At 71.2% G+C, this 14925-nt stretch carries 18 protein-coding genes; 4 read left to right on the top strand and 14 right to left on the bottom strand.

Features of this window, described 5'->3' with window-relative positions; genetic code table 11:
• Positions 1-154: 154 nt before the first annotated feature.
• The 7 genes from ACIBEI_RS23425 to ACIBEI_RS23395 all read right to left on the bottom strand — a co-directional run bounded on the left by ACIBEI_RS23425 (position 155) and on the right by ACIBEI_RS23395 (position 4166).
• Positions 155-526 carry a hypothetical protein gene (locus tag ACIBEI_RS23425; protein ID WP_398891831.1) on the bottom strand — a complete coding sequence of 124 codons (372 nt, stop codon included), beginning with the start codon at positions 524-526 and terminating at the stop codon, positions 155-157.
• Between the two features lie 146 nt (positions 527-672).
• The gene (locus ACIBEI_RS23420; protein ID WP_398891829.1) at positions 673-1269 is read right to left on the bottom strand and encodes a hypothetical protein; all 597 of its coding nucleotides are present in this window, start codon (positions 1267-1269) and stop codon (positions 673-675) included.
• Positions 1270-1475: 206 nt separating this feature from the next.
• On the bottom strand, positions 1476-1841 hold the full coding sequence (locus ACIBEI_RS23415; protein ID WP_398891827.1) for an SH3 domain-containing protein: 366 nt from the start codon (positions 1839-1841) through the stop codon (positions 1476-1478).
• Between the two features lie 211 nt (positions 1842-2052).
• A complete protein-coding gene (locus tag ACIBEI_RS23410; protein WP_398891825.1) occupies positions 2053-2412 on the bottom strand; it encodes an SH3 domain-containing protein in 360 nt (119 codons plus the stop codon).
• A gap of 455 nt (positions 2413-2867) precedes the next feature.
• Positions 2868-3311, bottom strand: coding sequence for a hypothetical protein (locus tag ACIBEI_RS23405; protein ID WP_398891823.1), 444 nt, complete (start codon positions 3309-3311; stop codon positions 2868-2870).
• Positions 3312-3401: 90 nt separating this feature from the next.
• Entirely contained in the window at positions 3402-3737 is a 336-nt protein-coding gene (locus ACIBEI_RS23400) for a hypothetical protein (protein WP_398891821.1), read from the bottom strand.
• A gap of 45 nt (positions 3738-3782) precedes the next feature.
• Positions 3783-4166, bottom strand: a complete 384-nt coding sequence (locus ACIBEI_RS23395; RefSeq protein WP_398891819.1) for a hypothetical protein — start codon at positions 4164-4166, stop codon at positions 3783-3785.
• 514 nt (positions 4167-4680) lie between these two features.
• On the opposite strand from ACIBEI_RS23395, the gene ACIBEI_RS23390 reads away from it, so the two are divergent.
• Both ACIBEI_RS23390 and ACIBEI_RS23385 read left to right on the top strand, forming a co-directional pair.
• On the top strand, positions 4681-5850 hold the full coding sequence (locus ACIBEI_RS23390) for a pyridoxal-dependent decarboxylase (RefSeq protein WP_398891817.1): 1170 nt from the start codon (positions 4681-4683) through the stop codon (positions 5848-5850).
• The gene (locus tag ACIBEI_RS23385) at positions 5847-6539 is read left to right on the top strand and encodes an NUDIX hydrolase (protein WP_398891815.1); all 693 of its coding nucleotides are present in this window, start codon (positions 5847-5849) and stop codon (positions 6537-6539) included. The genes ACIBEI_RS23390 and ACIBEI_RS23385 overlap by 4 nt, the downstream gene beginning before the upstream one ends.
• Before the next feature lie 152 nt (positions 6540-6691).
• Here ACIBEI_RS23385 and ACIBEI_RS23380 read toward each other — a convergent pair whose 3' ends face one another.
• Positions 6692-7492, bottom strand: coding sequence for a hypothetical protein (locus tag ACIBEI_RS23380; RefSeq protein WP_398891813.1), 801 nt, complete (start codon positions 7490-7492; stop codon positions 6692-6694).
• Positions 7489-9054, bottom strand: a complete 1566-nt coding sequence (locus ACIBEI_RS23375; protein ID WP_398891811.1) for a hypothetical protein — start codon at positions 9052-9054, stop codon at positions 7489-7491. The genes ACIBEI_RS23380 and ACIBEI_RS23375 overlap by 4 nt, the downstream gene beginning before the upstream one ends.
• 310 nt (positions 9055-9364) lie before the next feature.
• Here ACIBEI_RS23375 and ACIBEI_RS23370 point away from each other — a divergent pair, with 310 nt between their 5' ends.
• The gene (locus tag ACIBEI_RS23370) at positions 9365-9808 is read left to right on the top strand and encodes a hypothetical protein (RefSeq protein ID WP_398891809.1); all 444 of its coding nucleotides are present in this window, start codon (positions 9365-9367) and stop codon (positions 9806-9808) included.
• Positions 9809-9936: 128 nt separating this feature from the next.
• Here the strand turns inward: ACIBEI_RS23370 and ACIBEI_RS23365 are convergent, their stop codons facing one another.
• From ACIBEI_RS23365 to ACIBEI_RS23350, 4 genes are all read right to left on the bottom strand, one after another.
• A complete protein-coding gene (locus ACIBEI_RS23365) occupies positions 9937-10755 on the bottom strand; it encodes an SAM-dependent methyltransferase (RefSeq protein WP_398891807.1) in 819 nt (272 codons plus the stop codon).
• 228 nt (positions 10756-10983) lie between these two features.
• The gene (locus ACIBEI_RS23360) at positions 10984-11349 is read right to left on the bottom strand and encodes a hypothetical protein (RefSeq protein WP_398891805.1); all 366 of its coding nucleotides are present in this window, start codon (positions 11347-11349) and stop codon (positions 10984-10986) included.
• A 320-nt stretch (positions 11350-11669) separates the two neighbouring features.
• Positions 11670-12203: a hypothetical protein gene (locus tag ACIBEI_RS23355; protein WP_398891803.1), complete on the bottom strand. Its 534-nt coding sequence runs from the start codon at positions 12201-12203 to the stop codon at positions 11670-11672.
• Between the two features lie 306 nt (positions 12204-12509).
• On the bottom strand, positions 12510-13085 hold the full coding sequence (locus ACIBEI_RS23350; protein ID WP_398891801.1) for a hypothetical protein: 576 nt from the start codon (positions 13083-13085) through the stop codon (positions 12510-12512).
• Positions 13086-13334: 249 nt separating this feature from the next.
• On the opposite strand from ACIBEI_RS23350, the gene ACIBEI_RS23345 reads away from it, so the two are divergent.
• A complete protein-coding gene (locus ACIBEI_RS23345; RefSeq protein WP_398891799.1) occupies positions 13335-13580 on the top strand; it encodes a hypothetical protein in 246 nt (81 codons plus the stop codon).
• 37 nt (positions 13581-13617) lie between these two features.
• On the opposite strand, the gene ACIBEI_RS23340 is transcribed toward ACIBEI_RS23345, so the two are convergent.
• Positions 13618-14865, bottom strand: a complete 1248-nt coding sequence (locus ACIBEI_RS23340; RefSeq protein WP_398891797.1) for a DUF1173 family protein — start codon at positions 14863-14865, stop codon at positions 13618-13620.
• Positions 14866-14925 lie beyond the last annotated feature (60 nt).

The following is a 14925-nucleotide window of genomic DNA, read 5'->3' as shown; positions in this document are numbered from 1 at the left end:
CGCAGGGGCGAGCGTCGGCCCGGCATGGCACGCGGCGGCATCCCCGAGTGGGGAAGCCGCCGCGGTGATGGTGCGCGGGCGTCACGGTTGTGTCCGCCACGGGCAGGCCGATGGTCCGGCGGAGCGTGGCAGCCGCGGGGGTGGGCGCCTGGTTTCAGGTCTTGGACACGGCGAACCCGTCGCGGACCCAGCCCCATGTTCCGGCGGCGAGACCGCTCTTGGAGCGGTGGGAGAGCTTGGCGTACATCCAGGCCTGGCGGTGTTCGACGGTGCCCTTGAGGACGCCGCAGGAAGCTATGAACGTGTCGCCCTTGTAGAGCAGGCCCTTCGCGGCGTATCCGGTGCCCGGGCCGGTGCGGAAGTTCACGCCACTGGCGGTCACCGTCGACGTGGCCCGGGTGATGTGGTAGCGGCAGGCCGACGAGCCCACAGCTGAGGCGTTCGGCGCGGCCATCGCCGCGGCGCCGACGAGCAGGGTGACGGTGGTGGTCAGGATGGCAAGGCGCTGGCTGACGGTCGATGGCACAAAAGGCTCCTCTTCGTGTGGACACCGGGCTCGCACGTCGTGGAGCACGGCTTGGAACCAGAGGGATTCTGCGGCGTCCCGGTCGCGGCCTGGGGGCGTCCCGTGTGGGTGCCGGTTGCCTCGGAATGTGCTTCGCGGGCGTCCGGTCAGCGCTTTACGGGCCACTCCAGGGGGTCCTTGTAGTAGCCCTGGGTGAGTTCCACGGCGGCGGCCTTCTGCCCCGCCGGGATCAGGAAGGCGGTGCAGATCTGCTCCGACTGCCCCGCCGCGAGCTTCTTGTCGGAGTCGAAGGGCGGGCAGTCGGGCCACTTCGCCTGTCCCAGGAGCACGATGAGGGCACGCGTGCGCTGGCCGCCGCTGGTCTTGACGACCAGGTCGTCGTCCATGTCTCCGAGCCGCATCGCCTTGCCGCTCTTGTGGGTGAGCGTGGACCAGACGTACACCGGGACCTGCGGTCCGTCCTCCGCGTCCTTCTGCAGTCCGGAGTTGTCGACGTCGGCCGCGGTGCCGGTCACCACCTTGGTGGGCGTGAGCGTGTAGGTGGCGCCGGCGGAGTCCTGCGTGCTGCTCTCCTGCACCGGACTGGCCTGGCCGAGACGGTACGTGCTCTGATCCTGTGCCGTGCTCGAGGCGGCGCTCGGGCGCTTGTCTGCCGGGTCCGTCGTCCCGTTGCAGCCGGTCAGAACCACGGCCAGGGCCAGGGCCCCCACCGCCGCCGGAACGGCACGAGTGCTCCTGCGCATGTTTTTCTCGCTTCTTCCTTTGCGGGGTCCGGCCAGCGCGGCTCACCGCGCTCGGCCCGGTTTTCTCCTGGCGGTGTTGATCCCGATGCAGGCTTGCGTGTCCGGCTGTCGCAGGCCCTCGCCCTGAGCGGTGAGACCGGTGGCGGTGTGCCGCTTTCCTCGGGCCGCGGCATCGCGGCACGCACGCCGTGATCGGGATCCTCGGGTCAGCAGCCCTGGGTGCCCTTGGGCACGTCCTTGCGCACATAGACCCAGCTGACCCACCCCGTGGTGCCCTTCGACAGGCCGTTGCGCGACTTGGCCCTGAGCGTGGCCTTGTACCAGGTGCAGTTGCCGAACCCGCCCGGGTTCGTCGCGGTCACCGTGATCTTGTCGCCGGTGGCCAGCAGCCCCTTGGTCGTCGTGTTGTAGCCCGGGGCGGTGCGGAAGCGGACCCCGTTGCTGCCCTCGATGGTGGTGTTGTAGTCGCGGACGTTGTGCACGCTGTACGCCGAGGCGGGGCTCGCCGCCAGGGTGCCGACGGCGAGGGCCGCGGCTATCAGGGTGGTGGCGGCACTGGTGCGCGTCTTCATGCGGTTCTCCGATGCAGGTGTTCATGAGCTCGGCCGTGCGTGCTCACTGCGGTGATTCGCCGGTTGGGGATGCGGCGTTGAGTCGGTCCCGGTGGAGAGCTGGAGAGTCAGGGACGTGGTGTGAGTCCCGTTGACGTGTCCTGCGACGCCAGTCGGCATCTCGGCACGACAGCCGGCACGGGACGCACATCCGGGGTGCGGGGTAGGACCATCAGCCCGCCAGGCTCACCAGGCCGTCTGCGCGGACCCAGCCCCGGGTCCCCTTGGATATTCCGGACTTGGAGCGCTGGGTGAGCTGGCTGTAGTCCCAGTTGCCGCGGCTGCACAGCACCGTGAGCTTGTCGCCTCGGTACAGGTAGCCGCGACTGCTGTAGCCGGTGGACGGGCCGGTGCGCAGGTTCCAGGCGTTCTTGCCCACCGTGGCGCGGAAATTCGACCAGTTCACAGTGCACTTGGCGTTCTCGCCGACGGCGTGGGCGGCCGGGGCGGTGGTGACGGTCAGGGCGGCGGCCGCTGCCACCGCCATGACAGCGGGGACGATGGCCGAGCGGGTCGCGATACGGCGGATCATCAAGGAGCCCTTTCGAAGAGCGTGGCGCGGAAGTGGCCTGGCAGGGTCGATGCTGCGCACCCGGGCGCGTCCGGTGCCGGGCTCGGCCGCCCGGCTCCCAGGGCCTGCAACGCCGACTTGGGCTGCCGGTCCGCAGGGCGGGAGAGCAGCGCGGTCCGATGCCTCCCGCGGCGACGGTGCACAGCGCCCCGAGCCCACCGGAGTTGAGTTCCGGAAGGGTGCCCGGGCCATCGTGCGGAAGCGCGCCCGCCCGGAGCGGCACGTCGAAACGCTGGTCGCAGGGTGCGGCGCTCCCCCGGTGGCGCCGCACCCTGACACGGCTGACGGCTCCCGACCCCGAACACGGGCGGACCCCGACGGGCTACTCCGTCAAGGTCCGCTCTGCGCGGTCGTCCTGCCGGCCAGCGTTCAGTTCCTGACCGGCCACTTCAGCGGGTCCCTGTAGAACCCTCGGGTCAGCTCGGGTCTGGCGGCGGGTCAGGAAGCCGCGGCCCCCGGCGCGTGACCTCGGCGAGTTCGGGCCTCTCCTGCAAGACCAGGCCGGAGCTGTCCACCCGCCACGTCCACGTGTTGCCGTCCAGAACGGGGCGCACGATCAGCGAATGCCCCTCGTCGAGCGCCCGGAGGCGGGCGGCGTCCAGCGCGCGGACCAGTTCGAGGTGGAAGTGCTCCGGCAGTGGTGGCCGCACGGCGTCGCCGTTCACCGTCCCCGAGAACCGGGCGTGCGGCGCCGGGCTGTCGGCCAGGGGCACCCATCCGGAAACCTGACCGCCGGGGACCTGGGCCATCAACTTCGGTCGCTCACCGACGAGTTGCAGGTACCGCAGGTCGTCCGCCCGGATCAGCCTGTATCTCATGCCGTCGTCGACCAGGCTCGTCGCCACCCACACTCCGGCCATGCTCGATTCCCCTCCTGACGGACGCCGCCGGGCGGACCCTGGTCGGGCCCGCCCGGCGGTGACTCACTCGTTGTCGGTACTCGGCGGTGGTCAGGTGGCGCGCGGGTCGGCGCAGGCCAGCTTGACCCATCCCTTCTTGGCGGTCTTGCCGTGGTGCCAAGTGCCGTACCAGTACGAGATGTTGTCGTTCTTGTCGAGCCAGGACTTGGTGATGCGGCCGTAGTCCTTGCCCTTCTCGAACACGTACATGACGTGCTTGCCCTTGCCGTTCGGCTGGGTGCGGACGTCGGCCTTCTTGCAGGTGATCTGCTGGCTGAAGCTGTCGGCCGCCATAGCCGGTGCGGCCGTCGAAACGCCCACACCTGCGGTGAGGGCGAGACCCAGCGCGGTCACGGCCGTGGTACGGCCAAGGAATGTCTTGATCATTTCGTCCTCGCTACTTACCTGCGGTGTTGCTACGGGGCTCGGCGGCTACTTGTCGAACTCGTGCCAGGACCCGCACTTCGTGGGGGCGTGGCCGTCCTTGTACACGCAGACCCGCATCTTGAACCTGACGCCCTTGTAGAGGGTCGGGGTCTTCCAACTGCCGCCGTCGCGGGCCCCCTTGTCCCTGACGTCGACGACGAAGTAGCCGTTTTTGGCGGTGCGGACCTGGGTGATCGCGGCGTAGCCGTCCACTCTGAGGTCGCCCGCGTAGACGCGGCCGTTCATGCTGTTGTAGAAGCCCTCGGCGCGGCCGCCGGGGGAGGTCCACCAGCCGGAGCTGTTCGCGGAGGCCGGCGTGGCGGCCAGACCCGCGATGAGGGCGAACCCCATCCCGGCCACGGCCGTAGCGCGGGCAACAGACGTCTTCATGTGTGCCTTCCTCCGTTCCCGTCCTTACGCGGATCAGGTGACTTGCCGGCCGCCCAGGCCGTACGGCCCTCCGGGGTGCTGGCCATTTCGGCACGTCTGACGCGCTGGCGAACTATCACGCAGGACTCCTTGTTGTGGGAGGAACTCCGGCCGGGCGGCCCTCGCTGCCTGCGGGTCCGCCCGGCCACGGCAGGGGGTGCACACCCTCGTGTCCGGACGCACCGATCCTTCGTGGCCAAAGGCGGTGACGGCGCCTGCCGCTGGCCGCGCTCCCACCTGCTGGCTCCGCGACTTGCCCCGCCCTCCCCGCAGGCGGGATCCGCCAGCCGCCGACCGCCAAAACGGCTGGGCCGCCCGGGAACTGTGCGGTTCGTGAGGCGGGAGGCGCACAGGGGTTGTGCGCCGCATCCTCCCGCCCCACGGCGCGCTCGGCGCCCTGGCGGCCTAAGGCGGCTGCGGGCGGGCGTAGATGGGGTAGCACCTGTTGCCGAGCGACCCGTACGGAGCCGATGACGTGAGCCCTCACACCGCCTCGAACCCGCCCGATGAGGGCTTGGCCATCGGCTTCCAGCCTTCCGATCCCGCGGCCGACACCGGTCAGCTGCACCAGCTGCACCGCTCCCTGCGCCGGGACGAACGGCAGTTCCTGAGCTTCCCCGACCACCTGGATGAGGTGATGCGCGAACTCGCCCCGCTGCTCGGGCTGTTCGTCGACCACCGGCTGGATACGTACGCGAGCAACCCCTTCGACACCGGCATCCAGGAGTACGAGGAGGCAGTGCTCGAGTACTTCGCCGCGCTCGCCGGCGCCTCACCGGACGATGCCCACGGCTATGTGGCGGCCTCGCCGCAGGAGGCGCTCCTGCACGGCCTGGCCATGGCCCGCCGCGGGCTCCCGGAGCCGTCCGTATACGTCTCCGAGCAGGCCAGCTGCAGCGTGACGCGGGCGTGCAAACTGCTGGGGCTGAACCGGGTACCTGTGCAGTCGCTGCCCGACGGCACGATGGACCCCGAGGACCTGCTCCTGCAGACACGGATGCGGCGCGGGGCAGGTGCCGTGGTGGTGGCCACCTGCGGCACCCCGCTACGCGGCGCCATCGACAACGTGGCCGAACTGCGCGACGCCGCAGCCAATTCCGGACCGGTGCACGTCCATGTCGATGCCACTGCGGGCGGACTGGCCGCCGCACACAGCAACCAGGTGCCGCCGTGGTCGCTCGCGCACGGCGCCCACTCCATCACCCTGTCCGGACACGGCCTCCTGGGCCTGCCCGTCCCCGCGGGCATCTCGCTGATGCGGCGCGAGCAGATCCCCGCAACCGCTCCGGGAATCACAGTGCCCGACCGTACGGTGGTCGGCGCGCGCGGCGGACTGCCCGCACTGCTGCTGTGGACGCGGCTGCGGTCCCTGGGACGGGCCGGGGTGGCCGCCATGGTCAACCGCTGCCAGGACGTCGCCGCCTACGCCGTCGACCGGTTCGAGTGTGCCGGAGCCCGTCCGGAGCGCTTCCCCGGCTCCCTGACCGTCACCTTCCAACGGCCGCCCGCCTGGGTCGTCGACAAATGGCGTCTGACGCACGCCGGGGACCTGGCGCAGATCGTCACCACCGGCCCCGTCACCTACACCGCGGTCAACGAACTCGCCATCGAGCTGTCCGCCGCCGGGTGGGAGGCCGTCGCATGACCCCCGCCGTGCCCCTGCCCCGCTCCCTGCTCGCCCTGACCACCGACGTCGGTGACCTGATGGACCACACCCCGGAATCCGCCTACGCGCACCTGCGTGACACGCATCCCGCCTGGTTCGCCACACCGTCCGGGGACGGGACGATCAGCATCATGCGCTGGCCGATGACCGAAGGCCAGGTCATCTACCGCGACCAGTGGTGGATGCTGCTGCAGGACCCGGTCGTCTTCCCCGACGGCCAGCACGGCCGGTACCTGCGCATGCTCGCCCCGCAGCCGGAACCGGGAGTGGCCGTGCTGCCTCTGCTGGGCAGCGACGTGGTCCTCATCGAACACTTCCGGCATGCCACGCGCGCCTGGCACTGGGAGATCCCGCGCGGAGGCGGCACGGCCGGGCTGGCCGACAAGGACAACGCGGCCAAGGAACTGAAGGAGGAGCTCGGCAGCGCGCCGCGGGAGTTCATCGAGCTCGGCACGCTCCATCCCGACACCGGCATCCTGGCCCAGGCGGTCGCCCTGTACGCGGCGCGCATCGACGAGGTCGGCAAGGTCCCGCTCAGTGAAGGCATCCGCCGGGCCCGTGCGTTCACCTTCACCGAGGCCGAACGGATGGCGGGCCAAGGGCTGATCACCGATGCCTTCACCATCGCTGCCCTCTTCAGGGCCCGCCAGGCCGGTCTCGCCGGCTGACGGGCGCGGAGCCCGCGGGCCGGTTCTCTCCCGGGGAGTTCCGCAGCCGATCAGTTCGCCGCACCGGCAGGGAGGAACACCAGGCAGTGGCGGCTACCCGGGGCGGCAGGCACCTCATTCAAGTCAACCGTGGACGCGCTCGGTGCCCTGTTCTACCGGGTGCGGTCTTCGCTTTCCGGCAGTCCCAGGACGCGCAGGGCTTCCTCCCAAACCGGTCCGCCCGCAGGGTAGGGAGAGGACGGCGGGCAGTCGAGGAGGATCGGCGTGTAGTGCGGCAGGACGTGAGGCAGCGTCCCGATGAGGGGAAGGGGGGACGGGTCGACGTCGACGAGGCGGACCCGGTCGTCGGCACGCTGAACCAGGAGTTGGGCCACCTCGAGCGAGATGCTGGTCTTGCCCCGCACCCGACTCCGCGGGGAGAGGCCAGCGCCGCCACGGCGGTTGGCGATGAAGCGCGCGGCCAGCTCGGCGCCGCTGGTCAGCTTGGGCTCGCGGCCCCCTTTTTCGATCGGCACTTCGAGCCTCCAGCCCGCGACGGATCCGGTCGACAGTACGGTACCGGGCTGCGCTGACACCGCTGCCCGGATCCGGCCAACCGCCGCCCCTTTGTACCTACGGGATCCTCGTGGAGTGCTCGTCTCCTCGGCGCCCGGCCGCCGGCCCAGGCAGTCGGCCGCGATAACCAGCGGCAGGAGCAGGACCACCGCCACCAGACCCACGCCGGCGGCCAGGCGCAGCGCCGCCCCCAGAACCCCGAGCACAACGGCAGCCGTTGGCACCGCATGACCCGCCAGCCACACGGCGGGGTAGCCGAGTGCGTGCCCGGCGGCCAGCAGAGCGCCGCACACCAGCGCGGCCATGGACGCCATGGCGAGGTGGGGCAGGCCGCGCCGGATGAGCGGGCCGGCCGCGCGCAGCAGCAGGGAGATGACGGTGCTCAGGACCCAGGTCACCGGTTCACCCCGGGGGTGGTGGAACCGGCGGCCAGGGCCTGGGTGTGAGCCTCGTCGTGGGCGGCGGGCCTGGCCGTGGCGGTCCCGTCCGGGGTGGTGGGGCGGGCCATGGCCTCCTGCGTGCGCGCGCGGATGTGCTCCTCGTCGAGGGGCACTGCGGACGGCGCGATGCGTTGCAGTGCGTCGCGGGCGCTGGTCAGCAGGTCGCTCTCGGCGCCGGTGGTGGTGCGCCGGTGGGCGGGCACCGGCTGCTGGAGCTGGTAGTGGATCTGTCCGTTAAGCGCCTGAGCCGCGCGCTCCGGGGTGCCGAAGGCCTCGATGACGCGACGCTGGGTCTGCGCGGCCGCGATCGGGGCGAGCGCCTCGGGCAGGTCGCGAGGGGCCGGGGCGGGGAAGGCCAGGCGGCCGAGCGCGTCGTGTATGAGGTGCAGTTGGCCCTCGCGCGCGGCCAGGTAGGAGGTCTCGGCGTGCAGCAGTTCCGGGTCGGTGAAGTAGTCGGCGGGGTTCTCGGCCGTGGTCGCGGCGCGCTGTGCGGTCAGGGCCGCGACGGCGTCTTGCGCGGTGGCCGAGTGCTGCCGCCAGGTGGCGGCCGGGCCGCTGGTGGCCAGGGAGCGGGCCGGGACGGGGAAGGAGTCGAGGAGTTGCTGCGCTTCCTGCTCACGCCCCGAGTGGGCGGCGGCGGTGTAGGCGCGGACGGTCTCGCGGGCCTGGGCCAGGTGCGCGGCGCGCGGCGCGTCGAGGGCGGGGACGGTGACGCCCAGCAAGGAGCCGTCGGCTTGCCGGTCGCGCAGGTAGTCGGTGACGTCAGGCTCGAGGACGGCCCGCAGCTGCTGGGCGGGCGCGTCGCGCAGGGCGATCTGGTCGAGCAGCCAGTCGGCCATTGCCGTGAGCGCGGGGACGTCGGCGGCCAGGGGCTGAACGGCGTGCCAGTCCTCGATCAGCTCGGTGCGGGGGCGGTAGACGCGCTCCAGCCGGTCGAGGAGGTCGGCGATCTTCAGTCCGGTGCTGACCACCAAGTCCGCGGTGGCCTCGTCCTGTTCGCCGGCGCGCTCCATGCTCGAAAGGAGTACGGAGGGCGGCGGGAACCTGATGAAGGCGCGCATGTGACAGGTCCAGGCGGCGGCCGCGGCGATCCACCCGAGCTCGAGGCCCTGCGGCGCCTCGGCGTTGCGCCGGTAGAGCCAGCTGGCCAGCAGGTCGGTGAGCCGGGCTTCGTCGTTGTCCGGGTCGCGCATCAGCTCGGCGGCCAGCTCGCCGGGGGTGTGCTCGCGCAGGCCGCCGAGCTCGGCGGTGATGATGGCCAGTTGCCGTGTTCCGTCGTCCAGTTGGAGCCAGCGGCGCAGCGTCTCCTGCCGGCCGCGGGTGACCTCCTGTACCGCGATGCGCGTGAGGTCGGCGCCGGTACGGGCGATCCCGGTCTCTCCCACCCGGGGCGCCTCGGTCTCGGCCCAGCCGGGCGGCTCGCTCCCCGCGGCTACCCACGCCAGGGCGTACGCGTCCTCTCCCCGCTCGGTCAGCCAGGTGCGGAAATCGTCGGGGAGGGGGGTGTGCTGCTCGCTCATCGAGGGGACCTTCTGCTCGGCGGTGGGGCGCCGCGCGGTCCGTGGACGGCGGCTGGCGGCAGCTTGCCCGTGCCGGTGAGGTCCACCGGCCTGCCCGCCGGACCGGTTCCGTCACGCGGGAGCCGGAAGGCAACCATCCCCAGGGGCATCCCGTGGGGCGGGACGAGCCCGGAAGAGGCCCTCGCGTGGTGCAGCCCGGCGGTGACAGCGGGTGCGGCGGCATGGCGGTACGAGGGCTGGTCGGACGGCGGGGTGGCAGGGCCGTTGCCTGCGCGGCGAGTGATCGTTGAACACGGGCGTGACTGCCCTCATGTCCCACCCTGTACACGATGTGTCCGCTGCCGATCCCTTGATGGCGGCTCTGCGGGAGCTCGCCGAGCGCGATCCTCAGCGGGCGTACCAGTTGATCGGAGAGGTGACCTTGCGGCTGGTCGCCGAGCTGCCCGAGGTGACCGGGGCGTGGGGCAGGATCGAACTGCGCGACTACGGGCGGGCACACACCCTGCTGGACGATGCCGGAATTCTGATCAATCAGGCAGCCCGTGTCCTCCTGGGGCTTCCCTCGGCCGGGCCGCGGGCCGAGCGGGAGATGGTAGCCCAGGCCCTTGCCGCGCCGGACGTGGACCCGGCCGACCGCGCCGGACGCGGGCCCACTCACGCCGGCCGGCACCGCCCTGTGCCCCCGGCGGACGACGAGGTGTGGGACCGGGCGGTGTTCCGGTTCCGCCAAGGCCGTCCCGCGCACTGGAGTTAGTCGCGGCCCGCCGGGTTTGGCTGCATAGCTCTCAACGAGTGTCGTTTGTCGATGAGGATGCCCGCCGCCCGCGCGAGGCAGGCGGCGGGGGCTCGACGCCTTGCGGCCCTCCTCGGACGAGAAGGCGATCAAGCCTTGCGTCCGACTCCACCGAACATGGCCACCTCGGCGGGTAGACCGGCCTCGCCGCCGTCCGGACGCCATCGGTTACAGGAGACGACGCCGGGGTCGAGGAGTTCCAGCCCGTCGAAGAACCGAGTGACGGCGGCGGGGGTGCGCTGGGTCAGCTTCGGCGTGCCGTGCTCGTTCCAGAAGGCCACCGCGGCATCGACGTCCGGCATGTCCGGCCGGGTGATGGTGTGCGAGAGGACGAGGTGGCTGCCCGCGGGCAGCGCGTCCAGCAGACGGCGCACGATCCCATACGCTTCCTCGTCGTCCTCGATGAAGATGACAACGCCGAGCAGCATCAGCGCGACGGGCTCACCGAGGTCCAGAGTTTGCGACGCCTGCTCCAGGATGGCATCGACGTTGCGCAGGTCCTCGTCGAGGTAGGCCGTGCGGCCCTGGGGAGTGCTGTAAAGCAGCGCCTCGGCGTGAGCAAGGACGATCGGGTCGTTGTCGACGTAGACGACGCGGGACTCCGGCGCGGTGCGCTGGGCGACCTCGTGCGTGTTGTCGGCGGTGGGCAGGCCGGTGCCGATGTCGAGGAACTGCCGTATCCCGCACTCGCCCGCGAGGTACCGCACGGCACGCCCGAGGAACAACCGGTCGGCGCGGGCGTAGTCGCCGATGCCGGGGTGCAGCTTGCGGATCTGGTCGCCGGCCGCCTGGTCGACCTCGTAGTTGTCCTTGCCGCCCAGCCAGTAGTTCCAGATCCGGGCCGTGTGCGGCTGGTCGGTCTTGATTCGCCTGCGTGTCTCGCTCGACGCCGCGGGAGTATCGGGCACGTGATGTCCTCCAGATCAGGCCGCTGAACGGTCAAGAGGCAACCTAGCGCCAGAAGTTGAGGACAGCGACTTCACCCTCGGCGGCGCCACAGGGCTCGGGCGACAAAAGCAGAGCCCCCGCCAATCGGACGCGGCGGGACGTGGGGCTCAGCGCAGGAACAGCCCGAGGACGGCGACGACCACGGCGGCCAGCGCGCGGACGGCGGAGGACTCCGGGTGGGGCTGCGGTCACGCCGACTCCTTGGCCCCCTGTTCACGCGTGGCGACGTAGCCGCGGACCATCTGATACGAGATCCCCGTCGCCGTGTACTCGTCCAGCAACCGCTCGAAGACCCGCTTCGCGGTGTGCCGCTGCTTCGGCGGCGCGTCCAGATCCCTGCGCAGCACCTCGTCGATCAGTGGCTTGTACGGATCTAGCCTGGTCGGACGCCGGGGCAGTTTCTTCCGCGGCTCGGGCCAGACCAGATCCAGTGCCTTGCGGACCGTCTGCCAGGTCACCCCGTACTTGCGCTCCAGCGCACGCATCGACATCCCGGCGCGGTGGTCCCGGCGGATCGCCGCGTACGGATCGGCCTTGGGTTTCGACAGACGCATCGGTGCCCCCAGCGGGAGAAGCACACCCATCGTCCCACCACAAGGCCCCAAGTGCCTCTAAAACTCGGCAACTTCGCTTTCACCGAGAGGGTGGTGACATCCGTGGTCATCGACAAACGGCATCGCGACTCACAGACAGAGCCACGGGTTCGGGTGTCCTGTCAGATCCGTACGAGGAGTGAGGCCTCGCCGACGCCACGGGCGGCGTTCGACGGCGCACCTCATGCTGGACGTGGCGCGGCAGGCTGACCCGGCCGGAGATGTCCAGTGACTGCGCAGCCGGGACGGTTGGCCGAAGCGGGGCCGCGCCGGGGGCGAGGTCAGGTGCGGCTATGCGGATGGGAGCAGGGCGTGCTGTCGTCCCACATCGACGCATTGCACAGGTGCCACCCGCCGGGGTCAGTCCCGTCGGGGCGCTGCTGCGGGTCGTAGTGGCCGGCCTCGCGGGTGCACACGATGTACTCGCCGGCGGAGTCATCGATCGTGCTCGCGTTGCACAGGTCGTTGGCCTCGCCGATCAGTTCGAGGATGCGGCGCCGGGCCATGGTGTTCGGTGGGGTCTCTGCGACGCAGTTGCGGGCGAACGCGCGCAGCAGGTGTACTTCGGCCGCCTCGCGGTCCAGCCGGTCCTCCTCCACGCGCACGATCCGGTACAACCCCGTGCCGTACAGGCTGCGCCCTCTGCTCGACCGGCGGATCTTGCGTGCCGCCTCCTCCACCGACCCGGCCACGGCGTACAGAGTGACGAACCTGACTCCGAGGTGCGTGTCGTCCACGCGGTGCCCCACGACCCGGTAGCGACGCACTTCCTGGTCGTCACGGCCGGACGCCTCCGCTGACTCCACGGCGGTCATGGCGATACTCCTTGGTCGTGGGTCGGGCGCTGCGTCGCCAGCGCGGTCCTCCGGAAAAGATCACGGAGCGAATCCCCCAGTGGCGGCAGCAACGTACCGCGCAGCAGACCGGACAGGCGAGCTGGACCGGCGGTGGCGAAAGCACAGCAGGGCAGGCGGGGCACTGGCCCCGGCGGCATCGCGTCGTGGTTCACCAACCTGCACACCTGCGAGCAACCGACGAACACGTGCAGAAGAGGCCCGGGGAGGTGTCCGCCGAGTCGCGGCGGGGCGGCGGTTGGTGGACGGGCCGCGGCTCGTGCGCTGTCAGCGTCCCTGCCCGGAACTCCGACTGCGGGAGCGTGGTGATGCGCGGCGAGAGCGTCGTACGGGGTCCGGGTCGCCTTCGGCGGGGGCCGAGGAGAAGCCGCCTGCGATGCCCGGCCGGGCGGGGGCCGTCACCTGTGCGGCGGGCGTGGCGGGCCGCTTGGTGGTGCGGTTCGGCCGCGCGGCGCGGGCCAGGACGGTGGCGTTCGGGATGAGCGGGGCGCAGGTCTCGCAGACCTCTTCGAGGCTCCACACCCGGCGCACGATCGGGTCATGTCGCAGGATCATCACCACTCCGCCTGCGCAGGACGTCTTGGTGTCGGGGTGGGCGCCGCATCGCTGGGAGCCGCAGTGGCAGTAGGCGTTGGGGTTGATGGTGGCGACCTTCGCGTGTGCGGCGGCGTGCGCGGCGGCGAAGGTGCGCAGCGCGGTGAGGTCCTCGGAGCGGGGCGGCATCCGGCACGCTGCGGTGCTGCAGGTGACCGAGGCGGCGCGGCCGCCGTGGCCGGTGATGCGGACCGTCCAGGCCCGTCCGGGGATGCGCTCGGTGGAGGATTCGCTGTAGGCGGTCGTCACGGCCGTCCGTTTCTGGTTGCTCGGTTGATCGGTGATGCTGGTCCACTATGTGCTACCCGCGGCGGCGTTGGGCAGCAGGTTTCGGCCCGGGGCGGTGCGGGTTCCAGGCTGTGAGTCGGCCACCTTCACCGGTGTCCCATCGGACGGCCGCCTCCGGCCGGCGATCAGATGCGGCCCACGGATGCCGGGCAACTGGTGGTCTGCGGGCGGGTCCTGTGGTGCAGTGTCCCGATCGCAACGAACCCGGAGATGGCCTGGATGGAAGCGGTCCGGCTGCTGACGCAGGACGGCGAGTCGACGCGGCAGGGCGCGCTCACCGTGATGGGCAGGCTCTGCGGGCAGGACCCCACGCTGGCCGAGGCCACCGCTCATGTCGTGCGGACCGCGATGTCCCAGTGGGAGGAAGACGGCTCTTCCTCCCCCGCGCTGGAGGAGGCCGCGCGCCAGTTGCTGGACGGTCTCGACACGCCGTTGGTGGACAAGCCGGCGCCTTGAGCGGGCCCACCGCGCCCACCGGTGCCGTGGTCGCCCGTCAGATGCTCGGTCCGGAGCAGCGCTGGCCGGAACGGGTGAGTACGGGGAGCGGCTGGGTGACGTCCCACTCGATGAGCTGACCCTCCTGACGCTGGTAGAACTCCCGCTTCTCGGCCTTGCGCCGGTCGTAGGTCTCCCGGCCGTGGATGCCGTAGACCTCGACGTATGCCGCGGGTGCCACGTCGGTGAGGATGAAGTCGGGCAGGACGGTGTCGGCGGTGTCGTAGCGCAGCGGCTTGTTGAAGGCACGGCGGCAGGCGGCGAGGGCGTCGGCCATGACCACTTCGTAGGAGGAATCGGCGGGAATGTAGGTGCCGGTGGTGAGCATGGCGGCCAGGTCGACGGCGATGAGGTGTCCCTTGGGGCTGCGCTCGACGACGAACAGGGCGATCCGGGTGGCGCCGTGCTCGGTGGCCGCCTTGCCGAAGACCTGCCGGTAGGAGCGGGTGGCCCGCGCGTGCAGGGCCGCGCGGGCATAGAGCGGGATGCGCTGGTGAGCCAGGCGGTAGGCGACACCGTACGGGGTGGGTGCCACCTCTTTGATCTGTCCGAGGACCAGGGCGCGCCGTTCGGTCATGCCGTGGCGTCCCAGGCGGGCGCGGAAGGCGTCCAGGGCGGCGGTATTGGCGTCGGCCGCGGCGGGGGTGAAGGGCGGTACGACGTAGAGCGCCTCGTCCATGCCTCGGCCGTTGATGGTGGTCTCACCCAGTTGTTGGCGCAGCCGGGCGTGGCAGGTGCGCCAGGTGAGGCGCTCTGCCTGCGGGTGCGAGACGTTGAGTTGGGCCTGTTCCCAGAGCCAGTGCAGCAGTCCGAGGAGGCCGACGGAGCGCCGCGAGCCTGCTTCGTTGCCGGTCTCCTCCGACGCGGCATCACGGGTTTCGGGCTGGGCCAGGGAGCTGGTGAGGGGGGTGGCCAGGCGGATGAACACGCCGTCGTCGGTCTCCTGGATGGCCTGCGTGCTGTAGCGGTCGCGGCCGGACAAGCCGGGCCCGACTTTGTGGAAGGGGCAGTTGGGGTCGTGTTGTTCGCCCTCGCCGGGCCAGCCCGCGACGTGGTAGCGGCCCGCGCGGGTGCAGCGGATCACCAGGCGCAGGGCGGGTCGGCGGCACAGGCACCAGGCGTGGCCGACCTCGGCCCGGGCGCGGGCGAACAGCGGGGCGGCCTGGGTGGAGTGCTCGCGCAGCCAGGCCAGTTGTACGGTGCGGCCCGCCAGTTGGATACGTCCGGGGCCGGTTGTAGGTGCCATGTCCATCTGCCTTCAGCCGAGAAGGGAGCCCGCACCGTGGGCTGGTCTTCGGGTGCGGGG

Source organism: Streptomyces sp. NPDC050988, from assembly GCF_044456225.1.
Classification (GTDB): domain Bacteria; phylum Actinomycetota; class Actinomycetes; order Streptomycetales; family Streptomycetaceae; genus Streptomyces.
The sequence above is the reverse complement of the archived record's forward strand: the minus strand, read 5'-3'. Positions and strand labels throughout refer to the sequence as shown.